Below are 25,775 nucleotides of genomic sequence, written 5' to 3'. Positions count from 1 at the left end.
TCGCTGCAAGTCCTTTGCGCCTATAAACTATAGGTATGCGCGGCTCATTCACCCTCCGATATGCACTATTGACTCTAGCCTTGGCAATATTTGCCTACCTGTACGGTCTAGATAGCCGTTTTGCCCCAAAAAATGGGGATGAGTATCCCTATATGCATATTGTGAGAATGACCGCAGATTCGGGATCATGGTTGCCGCTTCAATCTGAAATGGACGGCATCAAAAACACCAAGCCGCCACTGATTTTTTGGCAGGGGATTGCCAGTACTCATTGGGCAAGCCAATGGAGTTTAGAAAACTTACGTTGGCCCAGTGTTTTATATACCACACTTACCGCATTGTTGCTTTTTGTGGCTGTTCGTCGCTTTAGTGGAAAAGCGCAAACAGGAATTGTTGCGGCATTGGTTTGGCTATCTTTTTTTGCAACATATCGCTATGGCCGACCATTTCTAACAGATCCCCCAGAAATATTTTGGTTAAGCCTGCCATTTTTTGCACTTCTGTATTGGGGCAAAAGCGCCTTCGAGTCGAAATTACTATTTCCAGTATTGGCTGGTCTATCCCTTGGACTTGCTTTATTTGCTAAATCATTCGCCTACATTGTCCCTGCCGCATTTGCACTAGGCTTGTATTACTGGCATTGGCGTCAGTGGAGCATTTCCCAGACGCTCATTCGCGACTTATATAAGTTGATGCTGATAGGCATTGTTGCACTTGGTATTTTCTCCCTATGGTTTTTCCTAGACCCCAACCCTGAGGCCGTTTGGCGGGAGTTTGTATTGGGTGAGAACGCAGGAAAGTTTTCTGCTAGAAGCTCTAACTATCTTTTGGATTTGGTGCGTGGCGGTGACAGCATTTGGATGTTGTTGCTCACGACGCTCGCTAATGCTGGGCTCTTCATCTTTGTACTGATTTCAACCTTACTTCAGTGCTGGCGTGAAAGAAGATTCATGTCCGCCGAAGAGTCATTATTATTATTGCTGATAGCTGCTTTCTTCCTAGTGTTTAGTTTGCCAAGTCAGCGATCTGGTCGCTACCTTCTTCCCGTGATGCCGGCTTTTGCTGCATTGATAGCCATGCATTGGGATCGATTGCCTTTATGGGGATTCCGAATTGCATTGCTATTGCAGGCAATCGTGCTTGCACTATTGTTATGGCTTGGACTCAATCTTCAGCTCTCTACATTGATGGTGGATTCAGGGGCTTGGCATTACAACCCGCTGCACTGGGTTCTTATGGGGCTGAGTCTACTGCTAGTTATTACTGGATTGATCCGTCGTGAGCGATGCAAGGCTTTTGCTCTAATGGCTTGTTTTCTGGTTTATGGTGCTTTGACGAGCAGTCTGGCTCCGCTTGAAGGGCAGCTAGGGCGATATTCCGCTGAAACAATTGAGCGTGCGCAGGGTAAAGATGTATGGGTTCCATGCGACTATCGAGCAAAAGATGAGGAATATCGATTGCTCCTTCCAGGAACTCAATTACATGGTTATCTTGCTAAAGATGCCGGTGATATTGAGGGGCTCACTAAAACGTATCCAATTGTCGCCGTACATGCGCCAATGGGCGCTGCACCCACTCTATGCGACTCGTGTCAGGTATTGGGGCAACGCATGGAGATGAGAGCGCGTCACTCCGATAAGGAAATTAAAGAAATGCTACTTGGAAAAATTGCCGAGCATTTATTTGTTGTCGAATACTTGGTTTCCACTCCAAGCGATAATTCTGTTACCAATCCAGACTTATTGAATGTGAAGGATGTTTGTAGATGAGTCGTGTACTCGCATTTTGCTTTTTACTTTTGGCCGCAGTACTTGGTTTTATTCATAATGATGGTCGGCCATCTTGGGCGCCGTTTGCTGCAAGTGAAGGTGCTCATGAAGAGTCTGTTGAAGTAGCTTCAGATGCAGTTCCAGAATTAAAGCCAAGTGCTATAAAAGGGAAGCTCGCTTCTCAGTCTGCAGTCCAGGATCCACGAATGGACTGGCTCCCTGATACAGGTGCTGCTTCTGTTCACGCCGCTTCATTAATTGGATTAAAGGATGGTGGTATTCGGGCATTTTGGTTTGCGGGTAGTCGAGAAGGAGCCCCGGATGTGGTGATCAACACTGCAGTGTTGAATTCAAAATCCAATACATGGGGTGCATCAAGCGTAGTAATGGATAGGGTTGCCGCAGAAAAAGGTCTCTCACGCTATATCGCTAAGCTCGGCAATCCTGTGCCAGCACGACTTGCTGATGGACGTTTGCAGCTATTCTTTGTAACGGTATCGATAGGGGGTTGGGCTGGTAGCTCAATTTCAACAATATTTTCTGAGGACGAGGGTGCTACATGGTCTCGTCCACAGCGTTTAATTGCGTCACCGTTTTTTAACCTCAGTACTTTAGTTAAATCACCAGCAGTAACTTTTGCGGATGGTCGTTTGGGTTTGCCTGCCTATCACGAATGGATTGGTCGATTTGGTGAATTTTTGAGGTTGGATGCTGTTCAGGTGCTAGACAAGCGTCGCATGAGTGCAGGGCGCAGTGCTATACAACCTGTTATGTTTGTCAATGATGCTCAAAATGCGGCTGCGCTTTTTAGGCAAACGCGTGGCTCAGGACAAGTAAAACAAATTCCAGTAAGCGCCACTCAAGATGCCGGCCAAACGTGGCAATCATTGGGCGACTTAGAGATCCTGAATCCAAATTCGGCAGTGGCAGGAGTGCTATTGCAAAACGGAGCCCGCTTACTGGCGCTTAATAATATTGAAGCGGGGCGTTATCGCCTGGTATTGATGATGAGTAAGCCCAAATCAGGCGAATGGCATATTGTTCAAACCATAGAAAATGACGAAGCTTTGCCAGAGCTAGAGCGTAAGGAGTTTTCTTATCCCTATTTGTTAAGTGCGCATGGTGGTGATGTGCACCTGGTGTATACCTGGGATCGTAAAAAGATTCGTCATGTCTATTTCTCAAGTGCTTGGTTGGATCGCGCATATAAGCAGTTACCAAGCTCTACAGAAAATCAATCAAATGGCGAATCAAGGGAGACGCAATGACAAACGATCTCATGCAAATTGCCGCTATGGTGGAGATATCGATTACATGCTCAGTGTTATTGGTTCTGTTGCTTGAAGTCTTTGCTCGCAATGGCATCCCATTCTCTATAAAGGCATTATTAGTATTGATATTCGCCAATCTATTTTTCTGGCCGCTAGGAATGTCGATGGAATTGCCTTTGGCTGCTTATGTACGAGGGATAATTGGAGATTTGAGTATTGTGAGCACTTTGTTGCTTTGGAGCGCCTTGCTACCGAGTTACCAAGCTACGCCCACTCCAATCAAATGGGGCATCGCTATTTTGGCAATTGTCTTTTACCCATTTGCCTTAGGTATCAGCATGTTTGATCCTTATGCCTGGGGTTATGGATCTATTGCCTTTTTAATCAGTGTTCTGATCTTTGCCTTGGTATGCGGCCTAGTAGGTTGGACCAAAGGGGTTTGGATTATTGGCATTGCCATCATTGCATGGAGCATTCGTTGGCATGAGTCAAGTAACTTATGGGATTACCTGTTGGATCCCGCATTAGCGATTTGGTCTTTGTTTGCCGTATGGAATGGAATGCGAAAGCAGCGAAAAGAAAAGGCTCGATCTGGATATTTATTCAGACCAGGATGACTGCATAGATTTATAGATAAAAGTAAAGCCAGCTAATTGCTTAGCTGGCTTTTTAATTGCACCGGGGCTTGGATTAGTCTGCGTATGCACCCGCTTTACGAATCACTGGACCCCATTTATTGATCTCAGCTTCCAGGTGCTCCTTTAAGCCATTCGGAGTTCTCTTGGCTGGAGGAACGATTTCAATATTGGACTCTACCAAACGAGCTTTCACTTCGGGGTCGTTTAAAGCAACGTTGAGAGCTTTGTTGATCTTGTTGATAACAGCTGGAGGGGTTCCTTTAGAAACATACATACCATGCCAAACTTTTACCTCAAAACCTTTGAGGCCTTGCTCATCCAAAGTAGGAACATTTGGTAGGGCAGCAAGACGTTTTGGTGTCGTGACGCCGTAAGTTTTTACTAGGCCATCGCGAATATAAGGAATAGTTTGCGTTGTTTGATCGCACAAGAGGTCAACCTGTCCACCCAAAAGGTCGGTTAACGCAGGACCTGTGCCTTTGTATGGAACGGTTGTGAGCTCTACGCCTTCACGAGACATAAACAAAAGGCCGCACAACTGTGAAACAGCACCTGGACCTGCGTTTGCTAAAGTAACCTTCTCTTTATTAGCTTTGATGTAAGCCTCGAGTTCTTTAAAGTTGTTTGGTGGGAAGTTTTTGCGGCCTAATAGAACCATAGGTACGTCAACCACTTGACCGATGTACTCAAAGTCTTTCATTGGGTCAAAAGGTAGTTTTTTGTATAAAGCTGGCGCCGTAGCCATGCCCATGTGGTGAATAAAAATCATGTAGCCATCTGGAGCAGAGCGAGCCACGCGAGTGGCAGCAATCGTTCCGCCAGCACCAACGGTATTTTCAACGATGACAGATTGACCCAATTCTTTGCCCATGGGAACAGCAATCAAGCGAGCAACAGCATCAGTAGGGCCGCCTGCAGCAAATGGAACCACTAAGGTAACTGGTTTATTTGGATAAACATCAGCAGCCATTACGCCACCTGATATGAAAGCGCTTGCAGCAAACGCGCATGCACTTGCAAGTAAGGATTTATAAAATGTCATGATTAGTCCCGCCGTAGTTGTATAGTATTTTTTGGTACTGCTCGGATGGGTATTTTGCCATTTTTTGGCAAAAAAGAGTTCGCTTCTAAATTAGTGTTTACCAGCAATTGCTAGCGTTCTTTTGGCCAATAGAACCACTGGTCGATCAATCATTTTTCCATCTAATTTCACGGCGCCACCCTTGGAGGTCTTATCTGCCTCAATGACCCTTTGAGCCCAATGAACTTCTTCTTCTGTGGGCATAAAGGCTGCCTGAACAATGGCGACTTGTTTGGGGTGGATGCACAGTTTTGCGCCAAAACCCATGCGTTTGGCGCGCTCGGCGTCATCGGTAATGCGGGGTAGATCATCTGTGGATGGTGTAACCCCATCAACTGGAGGGGTAATTTGTGCCAGTCGAGAAGCTAGGACGATTTGGTAGCGCGCAGTTTGCAGCCCAGTCTCTTGCGCGTCACACATCATCCCAAGATCGGCTTGTAAATCCAGGTTACCCAAAGCTAGGCGTAAGACTTGATTGGAGTTTGCGATTTCATTAAGGTGATGTAAGCCAAGAGCAGTCTCAATCATCGGAATAATGGCAGTGTTTGGCAGTATGAGAGCTGCACCATTAATTTGATCTAAAGATTCGCTCTTGGGAATGAGAATGCATGCAACTTGTAACTCTTGCGCCAGAATTAAATCCGCTGAATAAAATTTTGATCCTGGCGAATTCGTGCGAATCACAAGACGTTTTTTTTGCTCATCTGAAAACTGTGACCAAGCAGACCGTATGGCAGCGCGTGCAGTTTCTTTATCTTCTTCTGCTACCGCATCCTCTAGATCCAATATGACACCACTGGCGCCACTATCTAATGCTTTCAGAAAACGCTCTGGGCGTGTGCCTGGAACAAATAAGAAGTTAGAGCAAAAACCGAGCGGGGTATTGAGTGGATTCATAAAGAAAGAAGTTGACAATTGAAATTATGAGTTTGGTAGGAGCTTGCTAATCGATTGTTGTTTACGAATATTCCATAAAAGATCGATTGCTTGTTTCATTTCACTTGGATTTGCCCCGCCACTAAATGCAGCCAGGCGAAGTGCTTTGTCGGTGATTTCAGTGCGGGAGAGGGTGTTGCCAGGATCTCCTTTAGGTTCGTCAACGCGGCCATCAAGTATTTGTCCATTCTGAAGATGCACTTTTACTTTGCCAATCCAGCGTTGTGGGTAAGCAGAATCTACTTCGGGATCTAGATTCATAGTGACGCGATCACGGAATAGGCAAATCGCATCATCATGAAAATGTTGATCAAATTCTTGTAAGCCAGCAAATTGATAATGCGCGATCAACGCAAGCACCGTACCCATAGAAAACTTGGATTGATGAACAGTAGCGGGATCTGTCACAGGGCCTAGAACATCAATGGCACCTTGGTGAACCAGAGTTTCCACTTTTGCGATGTCACTAGGCTTGAGTTTATGTGCAAGCATTACTTGTAGTAGTGCATCAGCAGCAGGGTGGGTGTGGCGACATGAGGCGTGGTATTTGAAGCTTGTCTCTGCTAAGGCCCACCGAGTGCCTAAGCCATCAACCAGTTTGCTGGGAACCGCATCACTTGACATTCCAGCAGCTAAACCTTGCTTGCCTTCCAAAATATGCTCTGCACCAGTAAAGCCAGATTTGGCAATGTAAGCAGACATCAAGCCAGTAGAGGCGGCATGAGCTGTGTGTAATTGTTTAGAGTCGGCGGCGTCTCGCAAGAATTCCCAAAGACCGGCAGATTGTGTGCCCGCAGAACCAAAGGCATGCAACATTTGAACCGGATTGAGCTTAAGTAATCGTCCAACAGTTGCCGCAGCAGCGATCGTACCTGCGGTACCTGTCGTATGAAACACTTTGTAATGTGAACGACCTAAAAATTCACCAACACGTATACCCACTTCATATCCAGCAACGGCAGCAACGATCAAATCCTCGCCAGATGCTCCAATTGCTTGAGCACAAGCTAGCGCTGGTGGAAACACTACAGTCGCCGGATGAAACACGGAGCCGTTATGTACATCGTCTTGTTCAGCAACATGGGATGCGGCAGCATTTGCCATTGCCGCCAAAAATGGACTTGATGTTTTGCGAGTAATTAGAATTTCCGACGGTCCAGCATGAGAGGCATCGAAGCCACCCATGTGCTCTGCAAACTGGGTAATGGTTTCAACTGGGCGAGAGCCTTTACCGGCAATCGCAGAGCCGAACCAGTCGACCAAAAGATCTTCGGCTCTAGCAATCACATCATTGGGAATGTCAGAAATCTTGAGGTTTGCCGCAAATGCAGCTAGCTCGCGAGAGAAATGTTCGGTTGTCATGTTCAGTTATCAAATTTGATTTTTAGGCAAGAACCGCAGTTGCTTGCATGGTGAGCCAGCCCTCATGGTCTTGCGCCCAAATAGCAATCGTTTTGCCGGAAGAATCTTTTTCTAAGTCAGGTTTAGCGCTGACTTTGAAGATGTTGATGTCAAAAGTTGGGCGAATAGCTCGGAACTCAAAGCTCTTGAGCTTACAACCCGGAATGCTTTGGCGCACCAGATCTACAAGCAATGTTGCAATCAAAGGCCCATGCACAATGAGACCTGGATAGCCTTCTACTTCAGTGACGTATTTGCGGTCGTAGTGAATGCGATGACCATTGAATGTGAGTGCAGAGTAACGAAATAACAACACATCGTCTGGAGTAATTGTCTTGCTCCATTTGGCATCGCTTGGCGCAGGCGTTGGTGCAACAGGTTTGTCGTCTGGTCCAGGAGCATCGCGATAAACAATGTCGTGCTCTTCAATAATCGCCAAGCCTTTTTGATTGGAGATTTCATGTTTGACTAATACGAAAATCAAATCTCCTGTGCGGCCGGATTTATGAGTCACAGATTCAATTTTGGAAACGCGTTTAATCTCATCACCAACAGCTAAAGGTTCCAGCCACTGCACGCGACTGCCCGCCCACATCCGACGGGGAAGTGGAACAGGCGGCAAAAATCCACCGCGCTTAGGATGGCCATCAGGACCGATTTCTGATTGACGTGCGTGCGGCAAGAAATACAGCCAGTGCCATAGCTCAGGCAAAAAAGTACCCTTGCTTGGCTCGGGGTCTGGTCTATCTAAAGTTGCCGATAGTGCTCTTACTGGCGCAGCAGTAACGGTGTCAGATAGGGTCTCGGTTTTACCGAGCCACTCTTGTAGATGGGTAATGGTTTGGGGTTTGATTCGCATAACTTCCATTATGCCAATCTTAAGAAAAAAGCTATTGCGCTAGATCATCCCAGCAATACGCTCGCTAGATGACTTAAGAGGCCAGCAAGGGCGCAGCCACCCAATACTGTCATTACACCTTTTTGGTATTTAAATAGGGCAAGAGAGGCTAGTGCGCAAATCAGGATGGATATCCAAGAAATAGATCCACCAATGCCATATGGAAAGAACACATGATAGGCAAAAAATAAGCCTAGATTAACAATGACCCCGACAACGGCAGCAGTGATTGCAGTCAGCGATGCGGTAAAGCCTAGTTTGCCGTGAGTTGACTCTACAAGGGGCCCGCCAACCAAGATGAAAAAGAATGATGGTAAGAAGGTAAACCACGTAGCAACAATTGCACCCAAGGCACCATACCAAAATGGATTGCTATTGCCAATCAAGTGTTGAATATGACCCGCAAGATAGCCAACAAAAGCGACAACCATGATGAGTGGACCAGGAGTAGTTTCTCCTAAAGCAAGTCCATCAATCATTTGATTGGCGCTTAACCAATGGAAGTGATCTACTGCGCCTTGGTAAACATATGGCAATACCGCGTATGCGCCCCCAAACGTTAAGAACGCAGCCTTAGTAAAGAACCAAGCGATATTGGGGTAAAGCGTCTTCCATCCAAATGCTAGGCCGAGTATTCCGATGGGGATAAGCCAGCAGCACAGGGCGACGAAACTATGCAACACAGTTTTTTGAATACGAAATTGCGCATGTGGTGGCGTAGGAGTGTTGTCATCAATCATGGCAGCACCATAATGCGCAAGACCTTTATTGCCATGGACTGACTGCTGAAAATATTCTGGGTAACGTTTACCACCCCAATAGCCAACTGTGGCAGCAATCAGCACAATGATTGGAAAAGATAAGTTCAATATAAAGATTGCTAAAAAGGAGCACAGTGCAATCCATTTCAAAGCATTGTTGTGAATCGTCCGTTTACCAATACGAACGGCAGCATGCAAGACGATAGCAGTGACTGCCGGTTTAATACCAAAGAAAATCGCAGCTATCCACGGCACTTGGCCAAAGGTGATGTAAACCCAAGATAGGGCAATCAATATCAATAGGGAGGGTAGTACAAATAAGCTCCCCGCCAAAATGCCACCCCAGCTGCGATGCATGAGCCAGCCGATATAAGTGACGAGTTGCTGTGCTTCAGGTCCCGGCAACAGCATGCAGTAATTGAGCGCATGTAAAAAGCGCCGCTCGGAAATCCAGCGACGCTTTTCTACTAACTCTTGATGCAGAACTGCGATTTGTCCGGCGGGTCCCCCGAAACTAATGAAGCCGAGTTTGGTCCAAAATTTGAGGGCTTCGCGAAGACTAATGGTTGAGGGGGAGCTCAAGCCTCTTCCATTCCGCCAATCACTTGGCTAAAGCCGTTATCAACATAAATGATTTCTGCGGTAATGCCATTTGCTAAATCGGATAGCAAGAAGGCGGCAGTATTGCCAACATCATCAATCGTGACATTACGACGCAGTGGGGCAGTTTGCTCAACTGCTTCCAAAATCTTGCCAAAGCCCTTGATGCCAGAGGCCGCCAAGGTTTTGATGGGGCCAGCAGAGATGCCGTTGGCGCGGATACCTTTGGGTCCAACAGAACCTGCGAGGTAGCGCACGGATGCCTCAAGAGATGCTTTAGCCAAACCCATGGTGTTGTAGTTGGGAACATTCTTCATTGAGCCAAGATAGGTCAATGTAAGTAATGAAGATTTATCGCGCAACATAGGCAATGCTTCTTTTGCCATTGCTGGAAAGCTGTATGCAGAAATGTCATGGGCGATCTTGAATCCCTCGCGTGAGAGGCCATCCAAAAAGTCGCCGGCAATCGCTTCGCGTGGCGCAAAGCCGATTGCATGCACAAAACCATCAAACTGTGGCCAGGATTTTGCTAAATCCTTAAATAGTGCTGAGATTTGCTCATCGCTACCAACGTCACAGTCAAAAATCAGATCTGAATTAAATTCTTTCGCAAAATCCACGATGCGGTCTTTAAAGCGCTCACCAACATAAGTAAAAGCAAGCTCGGCACCTTCACGATGGCAGGCTTTGGCGATGCCATAGGCGATAGAGCGGTTAGAGAGGAGGCCGGTAATGAGGATTTTTTTGCCAGCGAGAAAGCCCATGTTGTGTCCTTTGCTTCTTCAAATATGATTTGCTATCTACAATTGTTGCATATATGTCAGCCCAAACCCTTTTTGCCCCCTTTGCCTTATTTGGCAGATTTACCCAATTCTTGCTCTTAGCCGTCCTGACTGGGTCGTTGAGTGGTGTGGCATTGGCGGGTCAGGGAATTGCTCAGTATGGCAAACCAAAGTATCCAGAGGGTTTTACCCATTTTGACTATGTCAATCCCAATGCTCCCAAGGGAGGCACCCTTGTGTTGCCCAATCCAGGGCAAAGAACTAGCTTTGATAAGTTCAACCCGTTTACATTGCGTGGTGTCACTGCTCCAGGCATTGAGTTGATATTTGAGTCTTTGGCTGAGGGTAGTGCCGATGAAACATCGAGTGTCTACGGATTACTTGCGGATGACATTGAGGTTGCAAAGGATCGTAAATCAGTTACGTTTCATATTCGTCCGGAAGCGAAGTTTTCAGATGGCAGTCCCATATTAGCGGCGGATGTGAAATACAGTTTTGATGTGCTGATGAGCGGGAAGGCGCATCCCCGTTATAAAACCACCTTTGCTGATATTTCATCTGCAGTGGTCCTCTCTGATCGATTGGTGCGTTTTGAATTTAAGAATAACAATTCAGAATTGCCGATTCTGGCTGGAACACTTCCAATCTTCTCGCGTAACTGGGGCAAGAAGCCTGATGGCAGCATGATTCCATTTGAGCAGCTTGCCTTCGAGGCTCCCATTGGCAGCGGTCCCTACTTAATAGAATCGTTTAAGGCAGGCAAATCGATTGTTTACAAGAAGAACCCACAGTATTGGGCTGATCAACTTGCTAAGCCGCTCAATATTCGGGTTGGTTTTTACAACTTCGATCGTGTGCTTTACAAACTCTACAGTGATGACGCTGTTCGTCTTGAAGCATTTAAGGCGGGGGAGTTCGATGCCATCGTAGAGTACCGCGCCAAAATTTGGGCTAAAGGATATGTGGGATCAAAGTTTGATAATGGCACACTGACGAAGAAGGCATTCATCAACCACAATGGCGCAGGCATGCAGGGCTTTGCGATGAACATTCGCAGACCTATTTTCCAGGATCCGCGCGTTCGTCAAGCATTGGGTTTGGCATTGGATTTTGAGTGGCTCAATCGTCAGATCTTTTTTGACCAATACGGACGCATTAATAGTTATTTCACGAATAGTGATTTGAGTGCGAATTTTGATGGCCCAAGTAAGCCAACTGAAGGTGAGTTGAAATTACTGAGGTCCCTCAAGGCGCAATACCCTCAGTGGGTGCCAGATGCGGTGTTTGGGCCGATGCCGCCAGCACCGTCCACCTTGCCACCAAGCAGCTTGCGCCAAAATTTGCGTAAAGCGCGAGAGTTATTGATGCATGCGGGTTGGCAATATCGTGATGGTGCTTTGCGTAATGAAAAGGGCGAGCCATTTCGCTTTGAGATTGTTGAGGATGGTGGATTCTTCCTCAGGGTTATTTCAGCCTACATTCGCAATCTTGAAAAATTAGGGATTCAGGTAGATGTGCGCACAAGTGACTTTGCGCTTCATCAAAAACGTATGAATGAGTTTGATTTTGATATGACAACGGTGCGTTTCCAAGACTCGCAAAATCCTGGAAGTGAGTTGTGGGATCGCTTTGGTAGTCAGGCTGCAAAAGAAAAGGGCTCTGATAACGTGATCGGAATTCAATCGCCTGTTGTCGATGCACTAGTTTCTGAAATTACGAGAGCCCAGAATCGAGATCAATTAAGAACGGCTGCTCGAGCGCTCGATCGGGTCTTATGGAATAGTTATTACGTGGTACCGCAGTGGTACAACCCCACGCATCGTGTCGCCTTCCGCAAGGAAATGCGTTACCCAGAGCCACCGCTGTATTACCAAGCTGAGCCTTGGATTATGCAAAACTGGTGGAAAGAGGAGAGTAAGTGATGCAAGCTCAAATGCGTGTTTATATCTTCAAGCGTTTACTTTTAATGATTCCAACTCTCCTTGGAGTTTTAACGCTTACATTCGCGGTGGTGCAATTTGTTCCAGGTGGGCCAGTTGAACAAATGGTGCTTGAACTTAAAGGAAAAGGTGGCGCCGCAACCGGTGGCAGTGAATCTTCAGGTGCTGGTGCAAGCGCAAATTATCGTGGTCGCCAAGGAATAGATGCACAGCGTTTAGAAGAGGTCAAAGCTCTCTATGGTTTTGATAAGCCGCCAGTTGAGCGCTACTTCATGATGCTTGGTCGATTTGCTCGATTTGACTTAGGTGATAGTTATTACCAGCACGAAAGTGTTTGGCGTTTAGTAGTTTCCAAACTTCCAGTCTCCATCAGTATTGGTTTATGGACATTCTTTATTACCTATTTGGTATCTATTCCTCTAGGTATAGCTAAAGCAGTACGCGATGGATCTCGATTCGATGCCGTTACAAGCACGATGATTCTGGTCGGTTACGCCATTCCAGGATTTGTATTGGGTGTTTTATTGCTGGTGATATTTGGCGGCGGTAGTTTTCTGCAAATATTTCCCTTGCGTGGACTTACCTCGGATGACTGGAGCGAACTGAGTCTGATCGGCAAGGTTATGGACTATCTGTGGCATCTCGTCTTGCCAATTACAGCATCCGTATTGGGCAGCTTTGCTGTGGTAACAATGTTGACAAAGAATTCATTCTTGGAAGAGATTCGCAAACAGTATGTGTTGACTGCTAGGGCTAAAGGTCTAACCGAGAAGCAAGTGCTATGGAAGCATGTCTTTCGTAATGCGATGTTGCCACTAGTAACGGGCTTTCCTGCTGCATTTATCGGCGCATTCTTTACTGGGTCTTTATTGATTGAAACCCTGTTTTCTTTGGATGGGCTGGGCTTGCTTTCTTACGAGTCAGTCATGCGTCGCGATTATCCCGTTGTATTCGGAACCCTTTACTTATTCACATTGATTGGTTTATTTACCAAGCTGATTTCTGATCTTTGCTATGTCTATGTTGATCCTCGCATCCAGTTTGGTTCGGGAGGAGGGTCATGAGTCGTTGGCAACGCTTTAAGACAAATCGACGTGGCTACTTCAGTCTGTGGATTTTCCTTGGCCTTTTTGGTTTATCCCTATGTGCCGAATTAATTGCGAACGATAAGCCTTTAGTCGTTCGTTATGACGGACATTTTTATTTTCCGATTGTGAAGAGCCAGCCCGAAACCGTTTTTGGTGGTGACTTTGCGACCCCAACAGACTTTTTGGATCCTGATATTCGTCACAACATCACCAGCGGTGGAAATTGGGCGATCTATCCGCCGATTCAATATAGCTACGAGACGCTGAATTACTTTGCGCCTTCACCAAATCCAGCTCCACCTTCATGGCAGAACTGGCTGGGGACTGATGACCGGGGGCGCGATGTTTTGTCTCGTCTAATCTACGGATTCCGCTTGTCGATTCTCTTTGGTCTAGCGTTGACCATTGTGGGTGTTACTGTTGGTGTCATCACTGGATCTTTAATGGGATTTTTTGGCGGTAAGTTTGACTTGATTTCTCAGCGCTTGATTGAGATTTGGTCGGCAATGCCAGAGTTGTATCTCCTGATTATTTTTGCTTCCATCTTTCATCCAAGTGTTTTGTTGTTAATTCTTCTGTTGGCTGCATTTGGATGGATGGGCTTATCAGACTATGTGCGAGCTGAGTTCTTCCGTAACCGCGCCTTAGAGTATGTGCGCGCCGCAAGAGCGCTTGGCTTGACCAATGTGCAAATTATGTGGCGCCACATTCTGCCGAATAGTTTGACACCGGTCATTACTTTCTTGCCATTTCGCATGAGCGCCGCAATTTTGTCTCTCACCAGCCTTGATTTTCTGGGGCTGGGTGTTCCTCCAGGTACGCCTAGCTTGGGCGAGCTACTTTCGCAAGGCAAAGGAAACCTAGATGCTTGGTGGATTTCCTTATCTACCTTTGTGGTGTTAGTCAGCACCTTGTTGCTGTTGACTTTTATGGGTGAGGCACTGCGTGATGCTTATGACTCACGTAAAGCTGGGTTGATGAGCGGGGGTCGTTCATGAGTCTGTTGCGCTATCAAAATCTTTCTATTTCCTTTGGATCAGGGCGCCGTGAAAAGTTTGCTGTTAATCAACTTGATCTCGATATTGGTGTTGGCGAGCGATTAGCTCTAGTTGGTGAATCCGGCTCTGGAAAAACACTGACTGCGTTGGCGCCTCTCAGATTAGAGCCCGAAGGAGCCAAGGTAAGTGGAAAAATTTTGTGGAAGCGGCGTGATACGAGTGAAGGGCAAGGGGAGGTTGATCTCCTCTCAATGTCGATTGAAGATATTCGGGAGATCCGTGGGCGTGAGATCGCCATGATTTTCCAGGAGCCAATGACAGCCTTAAATCCGCTATTCACAATTGGTAATCAAATTATCGAAGCGGTACAGATTGATCAGCCCTTGATTTCAAAGGCAGATGCAATTGATGCTGCGATTGATTTACTGAAAAAGACGGGCATTCCAGAGCCTGAGCGCCGTTTTCATTCTTATCCGCATCAATTATCCGGTGGGCAGCGCCAACGCGCCATGATTGCGATGGCTTTAGCGTGTAAGCCAAGATTGCTTATTGCCGATGAGCCCACAACTGCATTAGATGTGAGTTTGCGGATGCAAATTCTGGATCTCTTAAAAGAGTTACAGCAAGAATCTAAAGAGTATGGTGGCATGAGTATTTTGCTAATTACTCATGACCTCAACTTAGTAAAGCATTTTGCACAGCGCGTGGCTGTTTTAAATCAAGGAAATTTAATTGAGGTTGGCACAACCAAACAAGTATTCGAGCATACAGTCGATCCCTATACTCGCGCCTTAGTTAATAGCGAGCCCGTTCGCAATCTTGCGCCTGTGATGCCTTTAGCTCCAGTTTTATTAAAGACTGAAGAATTATCAGTTGCTTATCCAAGTTCTGAAGCGGTTGGCTGGTTTAAAAAGGCTCCTCCACACAAGGTGTTAAAGAAGGTGAGCTTTGAATTAAAGCAGGGTCAAACGATTGGCGTTATCGGTGAATCTGGGTCTGGTAAGACCACGCTTGGCATGGCTGTGCTTGGCTTGCTGGGCGACTCTGCTGCTCAAGTCTCTAGCAATGTGGATGTGCTCGGTAAAGATTGGCAGTTATTAAAACCAGTTGAGCGCAGAGCAATGCGTGCTAGCTTGCAAGTGATCTTTCAGGATCCATTTGGTTCACTTTCTCCGCGGATGAGTGTGTTGCAAATCATTGCCGAAGGTTTGGACGTGCATCACCCAAATCTATCTGCCACAGAGAGAGAATCTCGAGTGGTGGATATGCTCAAAGAAGTAGGGCTCGATCGCTCAGCACTGCATCGCTACCCACACGAGTTTTCTGGCGGGCAGCGTCAGAGAATTGCGATTGCACGTGCGCTCATTTTGCGCCCACAAATTTTGGTCTTAGATGAGCCCACCTCGGCGCTAGATGTTTCAATTCAAAAACAGGTGCTCGCTTTACTTTCTGAGCTGCAAAAGAAATACAACTTGGCCTACCTCATGATTAGCCATGACTTGGCAGTCATTCGAGCTATGTCTCACGAGGTGATGGTTCTTAAGGAAGGCAGAGTGGTGGAATTCGGGGATACCGAAACCATGATTAAGCATCCAAGGCAGGTCTACACCAAAGAGCTTTTTGCTGCCGCTGAGCTGACCTAGAAAGTTTTATTCCCGCTTTAGACGGGTAATTCATGGGCTGTTTTGGTGCAAATTTCCCCCGAGAATGATACTTAAATACAAAAAATCTAATAAAAACAACAAATTAAGAGACATACCTCAACTTGGTTAATTGATGTTTATTTGTTAAACTGACCCGATGTCATTCAAAAAAGTGCTTCTTTCGCAATGCTTAGGCCTCATTCTTGGCCTGAGCGCGCCTTTCATGGTGTATGCGGCTGATGCACCTGCAGATCTTCCTGCGGTTGCGGAAACAGCGGTTCCCAAGGAAAGCATGTTTCAAGCCGGTAAGGCTTACATTGCTAAAGTGTCTGATCGTTTTGCGGACACCGTCACCGGAAAATCTGAAGAGTTAATTAACCGCGCCATGGAAGTCATTGGCGTGCGTTATCGCTGGGACACAGAGTTACCTCAGTCTGGATTGGATGGTAGTAGCTTTGTTGGTTATGTGTTCAAAGACAAGTTAGGTTTTTTATTGCCACGCAAGTCCACACAAATGAGTCGTGTTGGTAAGCCCATTAGTCGCGAAGAATTGCAACCAGGCGATCTCGTGTTTTTCAATACGATGCGCCTGACGTTTTCTCATGTGGGCATTTATGTTGGGGATAACAAATTTATCCATTCACCATCGAAGGGCACTAGCGTGCGCGTAGATGATCTTGGTAGTCTCTACTGGGATAAACGTTTTGATGGTGCACGTCGCCTTGACGGTAGTGATAACTTGGACGAAAGCGAGCGTCAAGAGTTGTTGAACGAAGTTAAAAATCTCAAGCGTAAGTCCCGCAGCCTGTAGTTTTATAGCCAAGCTTCTCACGTGAGCTTGTGCTCCTCAAGCCACTGTTTTAAAGCCAAATCTATTTTTGTTTGCCAGCCAGAACCAGTAGCTTTAAAAGATGAAATCACTTCACTCGAGAGTCGAATTGTTGTTGATACTTTGGTTGGATTTTTTTGAGGGCCTCGAACTTTTCTTGATGCAATCTTGGATTGTAAAGTTTTAGGAAGCGAATTGATCTTTACTGAATGCTTGAATTCAGTATCTGTCCACTCAAAATCATCTTCAACAACATTAACTTTTTTGTTCATATATTCCCATCTCGCGTTTGTTTGCTTTTCTGAAGCTAATCACACGAATGCCTTTATCAGTTTCGGTAAAGACTAGGACGTGCAATCTTCCATCAAGTAAGCCGATTGCACATCTTCGAATTTCCCCATAGTTCTTTCTGTTATCGATGGTGAAATTTGCAGACTCAAAATCAAAATCCACAACTCGATCAAATGAGAGCTTTCGCTCTTGGATGTTTTGATTGTTTTTTGTGTGGTCATAGCTAATCTCCATCTATCTAATTGTAAATACAATTAGATAGATGGAACTATACCATGTTGTCGAAAAGGTGATTTACTTCAGTAACTTAGCGGGGTTAATGTTAATTTTTTAACTTTTCCTTAATTAACCCCATTTGTTCTTGTGTGGCCACTTCGCCAGCAAGAATCGCGGCATTTCGGGACTTAAAGTCACTACCACCCATTTGTTTTAGATGTGGTGCGATGACGATATCCGCACTTTTTAATTCAAACTGATTGATGCTTCTTTGCATGATTGAGATCGTTTGCTGGAGTACTCCAAATGTGCCGCTCGCATCTTGATGAACAGGTTCAGAAGAGATATTGACTGCAATTACTAGTGTCGCCCCCATTTGTCTTGCATAACTCACTGGTACCGGGGCCACTAAACCGCCATCGATATATTCTTTTCCACCAATGACGGTTGGCTGAAATACTCCAGGGATGCTGCAAGATGCGCGAACAGCTTGGCCAGTATTTCCGGTGCGAAACAGCACGCCTTTGCCTGATTGCAATTCTGTTGCAACGATTCCCAGTGGAATGCGCATTTGTTCAATAGATTTGTTCTGCACTTCACGATTAATCATGTTTTGCAGGGCGTCGCCTTTAATAAGTCCACCGAAACGTCCTGCAAACGGTAAGCCCCAATCAGCAATAGTTGCTTCATCTAGATTTAGGGCAAGTCGATTGAGGTCATTTCCAGTGGCACCGGAAGCGAGTAGGGCGGCAATAACACTGCCAGCACTACTGCCAACGACGATATCGGGTCGAATGCCTTGTGCTTCGAGCGCTTTGATGACGCCCACATGCGCAAAGCCTCTGGCGGCGCCAGCTCCCAAAACTAGTCCAATAACTGGCTTTTTTGAACCTACGAGACCGCATGAGCTAAGGCCGCCCATGCTTAAAAGGGAGGCAATTCCAAGGCCTAGTGCTTGACGGCGGCTGGGAGAGATCAAGGTTTTTGATGAAATCGGGTGCATTTGGCTATTGTATTGAGCCTACCTTATAATGGGTCCACGGTGAACGAAAAAGACTTCGTGCAGCGCGGGCAATTCCCAAACTAGAAATCAGATGGATTGTCCGTAGTCGCTAGAAAACACCCAACTCATTACTGAAATACATTTACAAGAGTCTACTCAGGATATTCCTGATAGCCCAATTTTTATGGACGATCATAACAAGCGCGTTATCGAAACAGCTCTTCTGTGTGCACAAGAGCCACTCACTGTAGCTGACCTGTCACGTCTATTTGTAGAAGACATCACTACGGCAGATATTGATGAGGCGCTCGTGGAGTTACAACGCGCTTGGGATGACAAGGGTATGGAGCTGGTGCATATCGCTACTGGCTGGCGCTTCCAAAGTCGTTTGTCTATGCGCGAGTATTTAGATCGCCTTACACCAGAGAAGCCACCTAAGTACTCACGTGCCGTGCTGGAAACCTTGGCAATTATTGCTTACCGTCAACCAGTAACCCGTGGCGAGATTGAAGAGATTCGTGGCGTTGCTGTTAGCAGCAACGTAATGAAGCAATTGGAAGACCGTGGCTGGGTAGAGGTGATTGGTCATAAAGACACTGTTGGTCGCCCCGGCTTATACGCCACCACTAAACAATTTTTAGATGATTTGAGTCTCACCAACTTACAAAGCTTGCCAGTCTTGGAGGACGCTGCGCCAATGGCCGCTGCTGAACAGTTGGGCCAAGCAGTCATTGAGTTTGATCCAAGCGCAACAGTAGAGACGGTAGTCATCGAAGAAGCTATTGTTGCTGAAAGCTCAGAAGCCGGTGAAGAGGCTGTAGAAGATGCAGCAGAAGAAACAACTCCAGAAGTGACAGAAGAAGCTACTGAAGAAACTACAGAATCAATCACCCCTGAGTCTGACGAGCAAGCAGACGAAACAAAATAATTTGTAATGACAAGTTCTAACGAAAACGATTCAACCTCAGCAGTTCCCGCAGCAGCTTCAAACCATACCGATCATCAGCCCTCACAGGCAGGTATTGATCAATCGGAGAATGGTGAGCGCAGCTCGCGTGAAGACCGGGGCCCACGTCATCCGCGACGCGCAGGAACGGGTAAGCACCCTTTTAACAAGAAGCGCCCATTCAATAAAGATAAACAGCGTCGTGATGGTCGTGAAGGAGATCAACAAAACGGTCCACGGGAAGGTGCCGGTAATCAAGGTTCTAAGTTCGCCCCTAATCCAGCAGAAGCAGAGGCCTTATTCGCTTCCGTAGTGTCTGGTGAATTTGATGCAGCATTAGATGCGCCAGAGGTAGTGGAGGTAAAGAATCCCGAAGGTTTGAACGAGATTGAAATCTCGCATCAGACCGGAGCAGAGCGTCGCGCTCAGCGCGCACAACGTTCGCGCGAGGATGAAGACTCTGATGCGCCTACAGAAGAAGAGATGAGTAGTTTGCAATTTGCCAATATTGACGAATTGCCTTTGAGCTTACGTGATGAAGTTTGGTCTGATCTTGATGGATTGGACGACGAAGCAGAAGACGAAGATACGGTTAAGTTACACAAGGTGCTAGCTGATGCTGGCATGGGCTCACGCCGCGACATGGAAGATTTGATTATTCAGGGTCGTGTGTCAGTCAATGGTTTGCCTGCGCATATCGGACAACGCATTGGGCCAACAGATCAAGTGCGCATTAATGGCAAACAAGTTCATCGCAAGATTCAGACAAAACCGCCGCGCGTGATTTTGTATCACAAGCCTGCTGGTGAAATCGTCAGTCAGTCAGATCCTGAGGGTCGTCCAACCGTATTTGATCGTTTGCCAAAGCCTCGCCAAGGCCGTTGGATTGCGGTAGGGCGCTTAGACTTTAATACAGAAGGCTTGTTGTTATTTACAACTTCTGGTGAATTAGCAAATCGTTTAATGCACCCACGTTATGGAGTTGAGCGTGAGTACGCTGTACGTATCTTGGGTGAATTGAGTCAGGACAATACTGCGCAACTGAAGAGCGGTATCAAGCTTGACGATGGGCAAGCACGATTTTTGCGCTTATCAATGGGTGGTGGCGATGGCGCCAATCGTTGGTATCACGTTGCATTGACTGAGGGTCGCAATCGTGAAGTGCGTCGTATGTTTGAGGCGGTGGGTCATACTGTTTCTCGCTTGATTCGAACTCGTTACGGTATGTTCTTATTGCCGCCTCGCTTACGTCGCGGCAAGTGGGAAGAGGTAGAGGCTGGTGGTATCTATAACTTGATGAAGTCTGCCGGCCTAAAAATGCCACAACCTCAAGATAAGGGCCGCAATCCCAACTCAGGTGGTCAAAGCCGTAATCCTGAGGGTGCAGATTTCCAGCCTGATCCAATGCAAACCTCAGTTTCTTATTGGGGCTCACGCGATGCCTTAACTTTGGCTAGTGGCCACCATGGCATGACCCATCAGGGCAAGAATGCTAAATCTGGTGGCTCTGGAGATGGACGCGGGCCATTCCGAGGTCGTACTCAGGGTGGCAGACCCGGTCAAGGCGGCCAGGGTGGTAATGGCCAAGGTCGAAATAAAGGCAAAAAGGTGCATCACGGCCAATCCGCTTTTGTCACTGGAAACCCCCAAAATCCAGGTAACAGCCCTAAAAGGGGTGCGCCAAAAGGTAAAATACCCTTTCATAAAGGGCCTAGAAAGCCTCGAAATCCTGGCGAAAGCTTCTGATTTTTAACAGTTTTCCCTAGAAATCCCTTCAAAAATCCGCTACAATTTGGGTCTTGCAACACAAATAGTTGCAAGTGTTGTTACCGACTGATGTTGCGATCAACGTAAGTCGGCCTGTTCTGAATTTCGAGAATATGGGCTTTGAAGCCCATTTTTTTTTGCCGTTTTAGTTTGAAGGGAAGTTGTGAGAGATCAGCAGATCATTGCTGCAGAGTTGGAAAACCTGGGTTATACGCTGGTGGATATCGAGCGTGAAGCCGGTGGACTGCTGCGCGTCACAATTGAAAACCCTGACTACGAACGATTGATCACGGTGATGGATTGTGAAAAGGTGAGCCATCAACTGAGCTACACCTTGCCCGTTGAAAACATTCCTTACGAGCGCTTGGAAATCTCTTCTCCAGGTTTGGATCGTCCGGTGAAGAGTGCTGCGGATTTTGAGCGTTTCGCTGGCATGGAAGTAGATTTGAAGTTACGCGTTGCTGTAGGCAACCGTAAAAATTTTCGTGGTGTGTTGCAAGGTTTGCTGAGTGGCGAGTTGGATTCGCCTGATGCGAAATTTGGTTTGGTGTTCGAGGCAGCTGATGGTCAGCCGTCTCAATTGGAGTTTTCTTTAGCCGAGGTCGATAAGACTCGGTTGGTCCCTGTTATTGATTTCAAAGGAAGAAAGTCATGAGCCGAGAAGTTCTCATGTTGGCAGACGCGCTAGCGCGTGAAAAGAACGTTGATCAAGCAATTGTGTTTGAGGCGCTTGAGATGGCGTTGGCATCAGCCACAAAGAAACGTTATGCAACCGAAGATGTGGATATTCGCGTATCGATCGATCGTGATTCAGGTGAATATGAAACCTTCCGTCGCTGGTTGGTAGTGCCAGATGAAGCTGGTCTACAAGAGCCTGATAAGGAAATCTTGCAATTCGAGGCTAAAGAGCAAATCGCTGACATCGAAGTAGGTGACTACATTGAAGAGCAGATCGAATCCTTAGCTTTCGGACGTATTGGCGCCCAAGCTGCTAAGCAAGTTATTTTGCAACGCATCCGTGATGCTGAGCGCGAGCAAATTTTGAACGATTACCTCGAGCGTGGCGAGAAAGTCATGACGGGTACTGTTAAGCGTGCTGACAAAAATGGTTTGATTATTGAATCAGGTCGTGTAGAAGCATTGCTACGTCGCGACCAAATGATTCCAAAAGAGAACTTGCGTTCTGGCGATCGTGTACGTGCATACATCTTGAAAGTAGATCGTGAAGCACGTGGTCCGCAAATTGAACTTTCTCGTACTTGCCCAGAGTTCTTGATTAAATTATTCGAGAACGAGGTTCCAGAGATGGAGCAGGGCCTTCTCGAGATTAAAGGTGCTGCACGCGATCCAGGCGTACGCGCGAAGATTGCTGTCATCACTTATGACAAGCGTATCGATCCAATTGGTACTTGCGTAGGTGTTCGTGGTACTCGTGTTACTGCGGTGCGCAACGAAGTTGCTGGCGAAGCAGTAGATATCGTTCTGTGGTCAGAAGATCCAGCGCAATTTGTAATTGGTGCTTTGGCTCCAGCGCAAGTATCTTCTATCGTGGTTGATGAAGAGCGTCACGCGATGGATGTAGTAGTTGACGAAGAGAATTTGGCAATCGCGATTGGCCGTAGCGGTCAAAACGTTCGTTTGGCGAGCGATTTGACTGGCTGGCAGATCAACATCATGACTCCTGAAGAGTCTGCAGAGAAGACGGAAAAAGAAGCCTCATCTGTACGTCAGTTGTTTATGGATAAGTTGGACGTTGATCAAGAAGTGGCTGATATCTTGATCGAGGAAGGTTTCAATACATTAGAAGAAGTGGCTTATGTGCCGCTATCTGAAATGTTAGAAATCGATTCGTTCGATGAAGACACTGTAAATGAGTTGCGTACCCGCGCTCGCGATTCCTTGTTAACGATGGAATTGGCGAAAGAAGAGCGTATTGGCGAAGTGTCTCAAGATCTGCGCTCATTGGAAGGCATGACTCCCGAATTGATCGCTAAGCTTGCCGACAATCAAGTGCACACCCGTGATGACCTCGCTGAACTGGCTGTTGATGAGCTAGTTGAGGCAACACAAATTGACGAAGAAACTGCGAAAACGCTCATCATGAAAGCGCGCGAACATTGGTTTACTTCATGAGAGGAAGTAGTACATGGCAACAACAACAGTAAAAGTACTCGCTAAGGAACTGAAAAGAACCTCAGCTGACCTCTTAGAGCAATTAAAGGCAGCTGGGATCGAAAAAGGTTCTGAGGACGAGAGCATTACCGATAAGGACAAAACTGCCTTACTCGAATATTTGCAAAAAGCGCATGGCAACGCTGAGACAGGTGCTCGTAAAAAGATCACCTTGATCAAGCGTGAGAGCTCTGAGATTCGTCAGGCGGATTCCGCCGGGCGTACTCGCACCGTACAAGTTGAGGTTCGTAAAAAGCGAGTCTTGGTAAAACGTGGTGATGAGGCTTCAGCTCCAGCTCCTACCGCTGAAACTGCAAAGCCAGCGAAGGCTGCTACAGCTGCACCAGCTAAACCAATTCTGTCAGAAGAAGAGTTGGAGAAGCGTGCAGCGGAAGCAACCCGTCAAGCTGAGTTGTTAGCTCGTCAAGAAGCTGAAATGAAAGCCGCTGAAGAGGCGCGTCAAAAAGAAGTGGTGACTCCAGCAGAAAAAGAAGAGCAAGCAACAAAAGAAGCATCTGATGCTGCAGCTGAGAAAAAAGCGCAAGCAGATAAGGCGGCAAAAGAATTAGCTGCCGCTAAAGAGAAAGAGTTAGCCGATCTTCGTGCTCGACGTGCTGCCGCTGAGGCGGAAGCTTTGGCAATTCGCGACATGATGAGTGCGCCAGCACGCGTTTTAAAAGCACCAAGTGAAGTTGCTGCTGAAGAAGCGAAAAAAGGCACTTTGCATAAACCTGCAAAAGCAGAAGGTGCTGAAGATAAGAAAAAACCAGCTAAGGTGGGTGGTAAGACGATTAAGTCTTCTGAAACATCATCAACCTGGCAAGAAGAGGGCGCCAAAAAGCCTGGCGGTGGCCTCAAGACTCGTGGTGATACTTCTGGTGGCGTTGGTGGATGGCGAACTGGCGGAGCTCGCAAGAAGCAACGTCAAATCGCAGAAGCAAACGTGGATACCAATTTCCAGGTTCCTACCGAGCCTATCGTGCGCGATGTAAACGTTCCGGAAACGATTACTGTTGCCGAGCTAGCTCATGCAATGGCAGTGAAAAGTGCTGAAGTGATTAAGTTGTTAATGGGTATGGGCCAAATGGTCACCATTAACCAGGTACTTGATCAAGATACGGCGATGATCATCGTCGAAGAAATGGGTCACCGTGCTCATGCTGCGAAGTTGGATGATCCAGACTTGGATCTTGGCGCTGAAGGCCATGATGCTGAGCTATTGCCGCGCCCACCAGTGGTCACGGTGATGGGTCACGTTGACCACGGTAAGACTTCTTTGCTCGATAAGATTCGCACTGCAAAAGTTGCCTCTGGCGAAGCAGGCGGTATTACTCAGCACATTGGCGCATACCACGTGGAAACACCGCGAGGCATGATTACTTTCCTTGATACTCCGGGTCACGAAGCGTTTACCGCAATGCGTGCTCGTGGTGCGAAGGCTACTGATATTGTGATTCTGGTAGTTGCGGCTGATGACGGTGTGATGCCGCAAACCAAGGAAGCGATTCACCATGCAATCGCTGGTGGTGTGCCATTGGTTGTTGCGATTAATAAGATTGATAAACCTGAAGCCAATCCTGAGCGTGTAAAAACAGAATTAGTTGCCGAGCAAGTAGTTCCAGAGGAATACGGTGGCGATGTGCCATTTGTTCCTGTTTCTGCAAAATCAGGCGAAGGTATTGATGCATTGTTAGAGAACGTTCTCTTACAAGCAGAAATCTTAGAACTCAAGGCTCCTAAAGATGCGCCTGCTCAAGGCCTCGTGATTGAAGCAAGATTGGATAAAGGTAAGGGTGCTGTGGCAACTGTACTAGTCCAGTCAGGTACGCTCAAGCGCGGCGATATGTTATTGGCTGGTTCTACCTTTGGTCGTGTTCGTGCAATGTTGGACGAAAACGGCAAGCCATGTAATGAAGCTGGCCCTTCCATTCCGGTGGAGATTCAAGGTTTGGCAGAAGTGCCTGCCGCTGGCGAGACTGTTCAAGTTGTTCCAGATGAGCGTAAGGCTCGTGAGATTGCACTCTTCCGTCAAGGCAAGTTCCGCGATGTGAAGTTGGCAAAACAACAAGCGGTCAAACTCGAGACCATGATGGAAAACATGGGTGAGGGCGCGATTGAGGCGAAGTTGTTGCCTTTGATCATCAAGGCGGATGTACAAGGCTCTCAAGAAGCTCTGGCTCAGTCTTTAATGAAACTATCAACACCAGAAGTGAAGGTGCAGATTGTTCACGCTGCTGTAGGCGGCATTACTGAGACTGACGTGAACTTGGCGGTTGCTTCTAAAGCTGTCATCATTGGCTTTAACTCCCGCGCTGATGCTGCTGCTCGTAAGCTAGCTGAAAACAATGGTGTGGATATTCGTTATCACAACATTATTTATGACGCGGTAGACGAAGTGAAACTCGCCCTGAGCGGCATGTTGACTCCAGATAAGAAAGAGGAAATCACCGGCTTGGTGGAGATTCGTCAAGTCTTCTTGGTATCTAAAGTTGGCGCGATTGCGGGTTGCTTAGTGGTTGACGGCGTTGTTAAACGTACATCAAGTGTCCGCCTCTTGCGTGACAACGTGGTTATCTGGTCTGGTGAATTGGATTCTCTTAAACGCTTTAAAGATGACGCAAAAGAAGTTCGCGCCGGCGTTGAGTGCGGTCTGTCATTAAAAGGCTATAACGATATTAAAGAAGGTGATCAACTCGAAGTATTTGAAGTAACCGAAGTTGCTCGTTCTCTGTAAGTTGTAGTCGA

The 25,775-nt window shown here is 46.9% G+C and carries 22 protein-coding genes; 13 read left to right on the top strand and 9 right to left on the bottom strand.

What is annotated here, in order from left to right; translation table 11 throughout:
- Positions 1-35 precede the first annotated feature (35 nt).
- From ICV39_RS09150 to ICV39_RS09140, 3 genes are read left to right on the top strand one after another with little or no spacing between them, the layout of a single operon-like run.
- Positions 36-1,769: a glycosyltransferase family 39 protein gene (locus ICV39_RS09150; RefSeq protein ID WP_215389777.1), complete on the top strand. Its 1,734-nt coding sequence runs from the start codon at positions 36-38 to the stop codon at positions 1,767-1,769.
- Positions 1,766-3,037 (top strand): exo-alpha-sialidase, encoded by a 1,272-nt coding sequence (locus ICV39_RS09145; protein ID WP_215389776.1) that lies wholly within the window; start codon positions 1,766-1,768, stop codon positions 3,035-3,037. Before ICV39_RS09150 ends, ICV39_RS09145 begins: the two co-directional genes overlap by 4 nt.
- A complete protein-coding gene (locus tag ICV39_RS09140; RefSeq protein ID WP_215389775.1) occupies positions 3,034-3,657 on the top strand; it encodes a hypothetical protein in 624 nt (207 codons plus the stop codon). Before ICV39_RS09145 ends, ICV39_RS09140 begins: the two co-directional genes overlap by 4 nt.
- A gap of 73 nt (positions 3,658-3,730) precedes the next feature.
- Here the strand turns inward: ICV39_RS09140 and ICV39_RS09135 are convergent, their stop codons facing one another.
- From ICV39_RS09135 to fabI, 6 genes are all read right to left on the bottom strand, one after another.
- On the bottom strand, positions 3,731-4,720 hold the full coding sequence (locus ICV39_RS09135; protein ID WP_215389774.1) for a tripartite tricarboxylate transporter substrate binding protein BugD: 990 nt from the start codon (positions 4,718-4,720) through the stop codon (positions 3,731-3,733).
- A gap of 90 nt (positions 4,721-4,810) precedes the next feature.
- Positions 4,811-5,656 carry a CoA ester lyase gene (locus tag ICV39_RS09130; protein ID WP_215389773.1) on the bottom strand — a complete coding sequence of 282 codons (846 nt, stop codon included), beginning with the start codon at positions 5,654-5,656 and terminating at the stop codon, positions 4,811-4,813.
- A gap of 24 nt (positions 5,657-5,680) precedes the next feature.
- Positions 5,681-7,057 carry an MmgE/PrpD family protein gene (locus ICV39_RS09125; RefSeq protein WP_215389772.1) on the bottom strand — a complete coding sequence of 459 codons (1,377 nt, stop codon included), beginning with the start codon at positions 7,055-7,057 and terminating at the stop codon, positions 5,681-5,683.
- A 22-nt stretch (positions 7,058-7,079) separates the two neighbouring features.
- Complete coding sequence (locus ICV39_RS09120) at positions 7,080-7,964, bottom strand: MaoC family dehydratase N-terminal domain-containing protein (protein ID WP_215389771.1); 885 nt, start codon at positions 7,962-7,964, stop codon at positions 7,080-7,082.
- A 35-nt stretch (positions 7,965-7,999) separates the two neighbouring features.
- Positions 8,000-9,337 (bottom strand): chromate efflux transporter, encoded by a 1,338-nt coding sequence (chrA, locus tag ICV39_RS09115; RefSeq protein ID WP_215389770.1) that lies wholly within the window; start codon positions 9,335-9,337, stop codon positions 8,000-8,002.
- Positions 9,334-10,119, bottom strand: a complete 786-nt coding sequence (gene fabI / locus ICV39_RS09110; RefSeq protein WP_215389769.1) for an enoyl-ACP reductase FabI — start codon at positions 10,117-10,119, stop codon at positions 9,334-9,336. The genes chrA and fabI overlap by 4 nt, the downstream gene beginning before the upstream one ends.
- Positions 10,120-10,172: 53 nt before the next feature.
- Between fabI and ICV39_RS09105 the strand changes: the two genes are divergently transcribed.
- The 5 genes from ICV39_RS09105 (at position 10,173) to ICV39_RS09085 (ending at position 16,617) form a co-directional block, all read left to right on the top strand.
- Positions 10,173-12,059, top strand: coding sequence for an extracellular solute-binding protein (locus ICV39_RS09105; protein ID WP_215389768.1), 1,887 nt, complete (start codon positions 10,173-10,175; stop codon positions 12,057-12,059).
- A gap of 11 nt (positions 12,060-12,070) precedes the next feature.
- On the top strand, positions 12,071-13,141 hold the full coding sequence (locus ICV39_RS09100) for a microcin C ABC transporter permease YejB (RefSeq protein ID WP_215390970.1): 1,071 nt from the start codon (positions 12,071-12,073) through the stop codon (positions 13,139-13,141).
- Positions 13,138-14,163 (top strand): ABC transporter permease, encoded by a 1,026-nt coding sequence (locus ICV39_RS09095; RefSeq protein WP_215389767.1) that lies wholly within the window; start codon positions 13,138-13,140, stop codon positions 14,161-14,163. Before ICV39_RS09100 ends, ICV39_RS09095 begins: the two co-directional genes overlap by 4 nt.
- Complete coding sequence (locus tag ICV39_RS09090) at positions 14,160-15,806, top strand: ABC transporter ATP-binding protein (protein WP_215389766.1); 1,647 nt, start codon at positions 14,160-14,162, stop codon at positions 15,804-15,806. The genes ICV39_RS09095 and ICV39_RS09090 overlap by 4 nt, the downstream gene beginning before the upstream one ends.
- Before the next feature lie 157 nt (positions 15,807-15,963).
- Entirely contained in the window at positions 15,964-16,617 is a 654-nt protein-coding gene (locus tag ICV39_RS09085) for a C40 family peptidase (protein WP_215389765.1), read from the top strand.
- 17 nt (positions 16,618-16,634) lie between these two features.
- On the opposite strand, the gene ICV39_RS09080 is transcribed toward ICV39_RS09085, so the two are convergent.
- The 3 genes from ICV39_RS09080 to ICV39_RS09070 all read right to left on the bottom strand — a co-directional run bounded on the left by ICV39_RS09080 (position 16,635) and on the right by ICV39_RS09070 (position 18,145).
- A complete protein-coding gene (locus ICV39_RS09080) occupies positions 16,635-16,907 on the bottom strand; it encodes a BrnA antitoxin family protein (RefSeq protein ID WP_215389764.1) in 273 nt (90 codons plus the stop codon).
- Entirely contained in the window at positions 16,891-17,160 is a 270-nt protein-coding gene (locus tag ICV39_RS09075; RefSeq protein WP_215389763.1) for a BrnT family toxin, read from the bottom strand. Before ICV39_RS09075 ends, ICV39_RS09080 begins: the two co-directional genes overlap by 17 nt.
- Before the next feature lie 88 nt (positions 17,161-17,248).
- A complete protein-coding gene (locus tag ICV39_RS09070) occupies positions 17,249-18,145 on the bottom strand; it encodes a patatin-like phospholipase family protein (protein ID WP_215389762.1) in 897 nt (298 codons plus the stop codon).
- Positions 18,146-18,329: 184 nt separating this feature from the next.
- Between ICV39_RS09070 and scpB the strand changes: the two genes are divergently transcribed.
- The 5 genes from scpB (at position 18,330) to infB (ending at position 25,764) form a co-directional block, all read left to right on the top strand.
- Positions 18,330-19,073 carry an SMC-Scp complex subunit ScpB gene (gene scpB, locus ICV39_RS09065; RefSeq protein WP_215389761.1) on the top strand — a complete coding sequence of 248 codons (744 nt, stop codon included), beginning with the start codon at positions 18,330-18,332 and terminating at the stop codon, positions 19,071-19,073.
- A gap of 6 nt (positions 19,074-19,079) precedes the next feature.
- Entirely contained in the window at positions 19,080-20,837 is a 1,758-nt protein-coding gene (gene rluB, locus ICV39_RS09060; protein WP_215389760.1) for a 23S rRNA pseudouridine(2605) synthase RluB, read from the top strand.
- 184 nt (positions 20,838-21,021) lie between these two features.
- Positions 21,022-21,513 (top strand): ribosome maturation factor RimP, encoded by a 492-nt coding sequence (rimP, locus tag ICV39_RS09055; RefSeq protein ID WP_215389759.1) that lies wholly within the window; start codon positions 21,022-21,024, stop codon positions 21,511-21,513.
- The gene (gene nusA, locus ICV39_RS09050) at positions 21,510-22,991 is read left to right on the top strand and encodes a transcription termination factor NusA (protein WP_215389758.1); all 1,482 of its coding nucleotides are present in this window, start codon (positions 21,510-21,512) and stop codon (positions 22,989-22,991) included. The genes rimP and nusA overlap by 4 nt, the downstream gene beginning before the upstream one ends.
- Positions 22,992-23,004: 13 nt before the next feature.
- Positions 23,005-25,764, top strand: coding sequence for a translation initiation factor IF-2 (gene infB, locus ICV39_RS09045; protein WP_215389757.1), 2,760 nt, complete (start codon positions 23,005-23,007; stop codon positions 25,762-25,764).
- Positions 25,765-25,775 lie beyond the last annotated feature (11 nt).

This window comes from Polynucleobacter sp. MWH-UH25E (assembly GCF_018687095.1).
In the GTDB taxonomy this organism is placed as follows: domain Bacteria; phylum Pseudomonadota; class Gammaproteobacteria; order Burkholderiales; family Burkholderiaceae; genus Polynucleobacter.
This window is presented reverse-complemented; position numbering and strand designations above follow the sequence as displayed.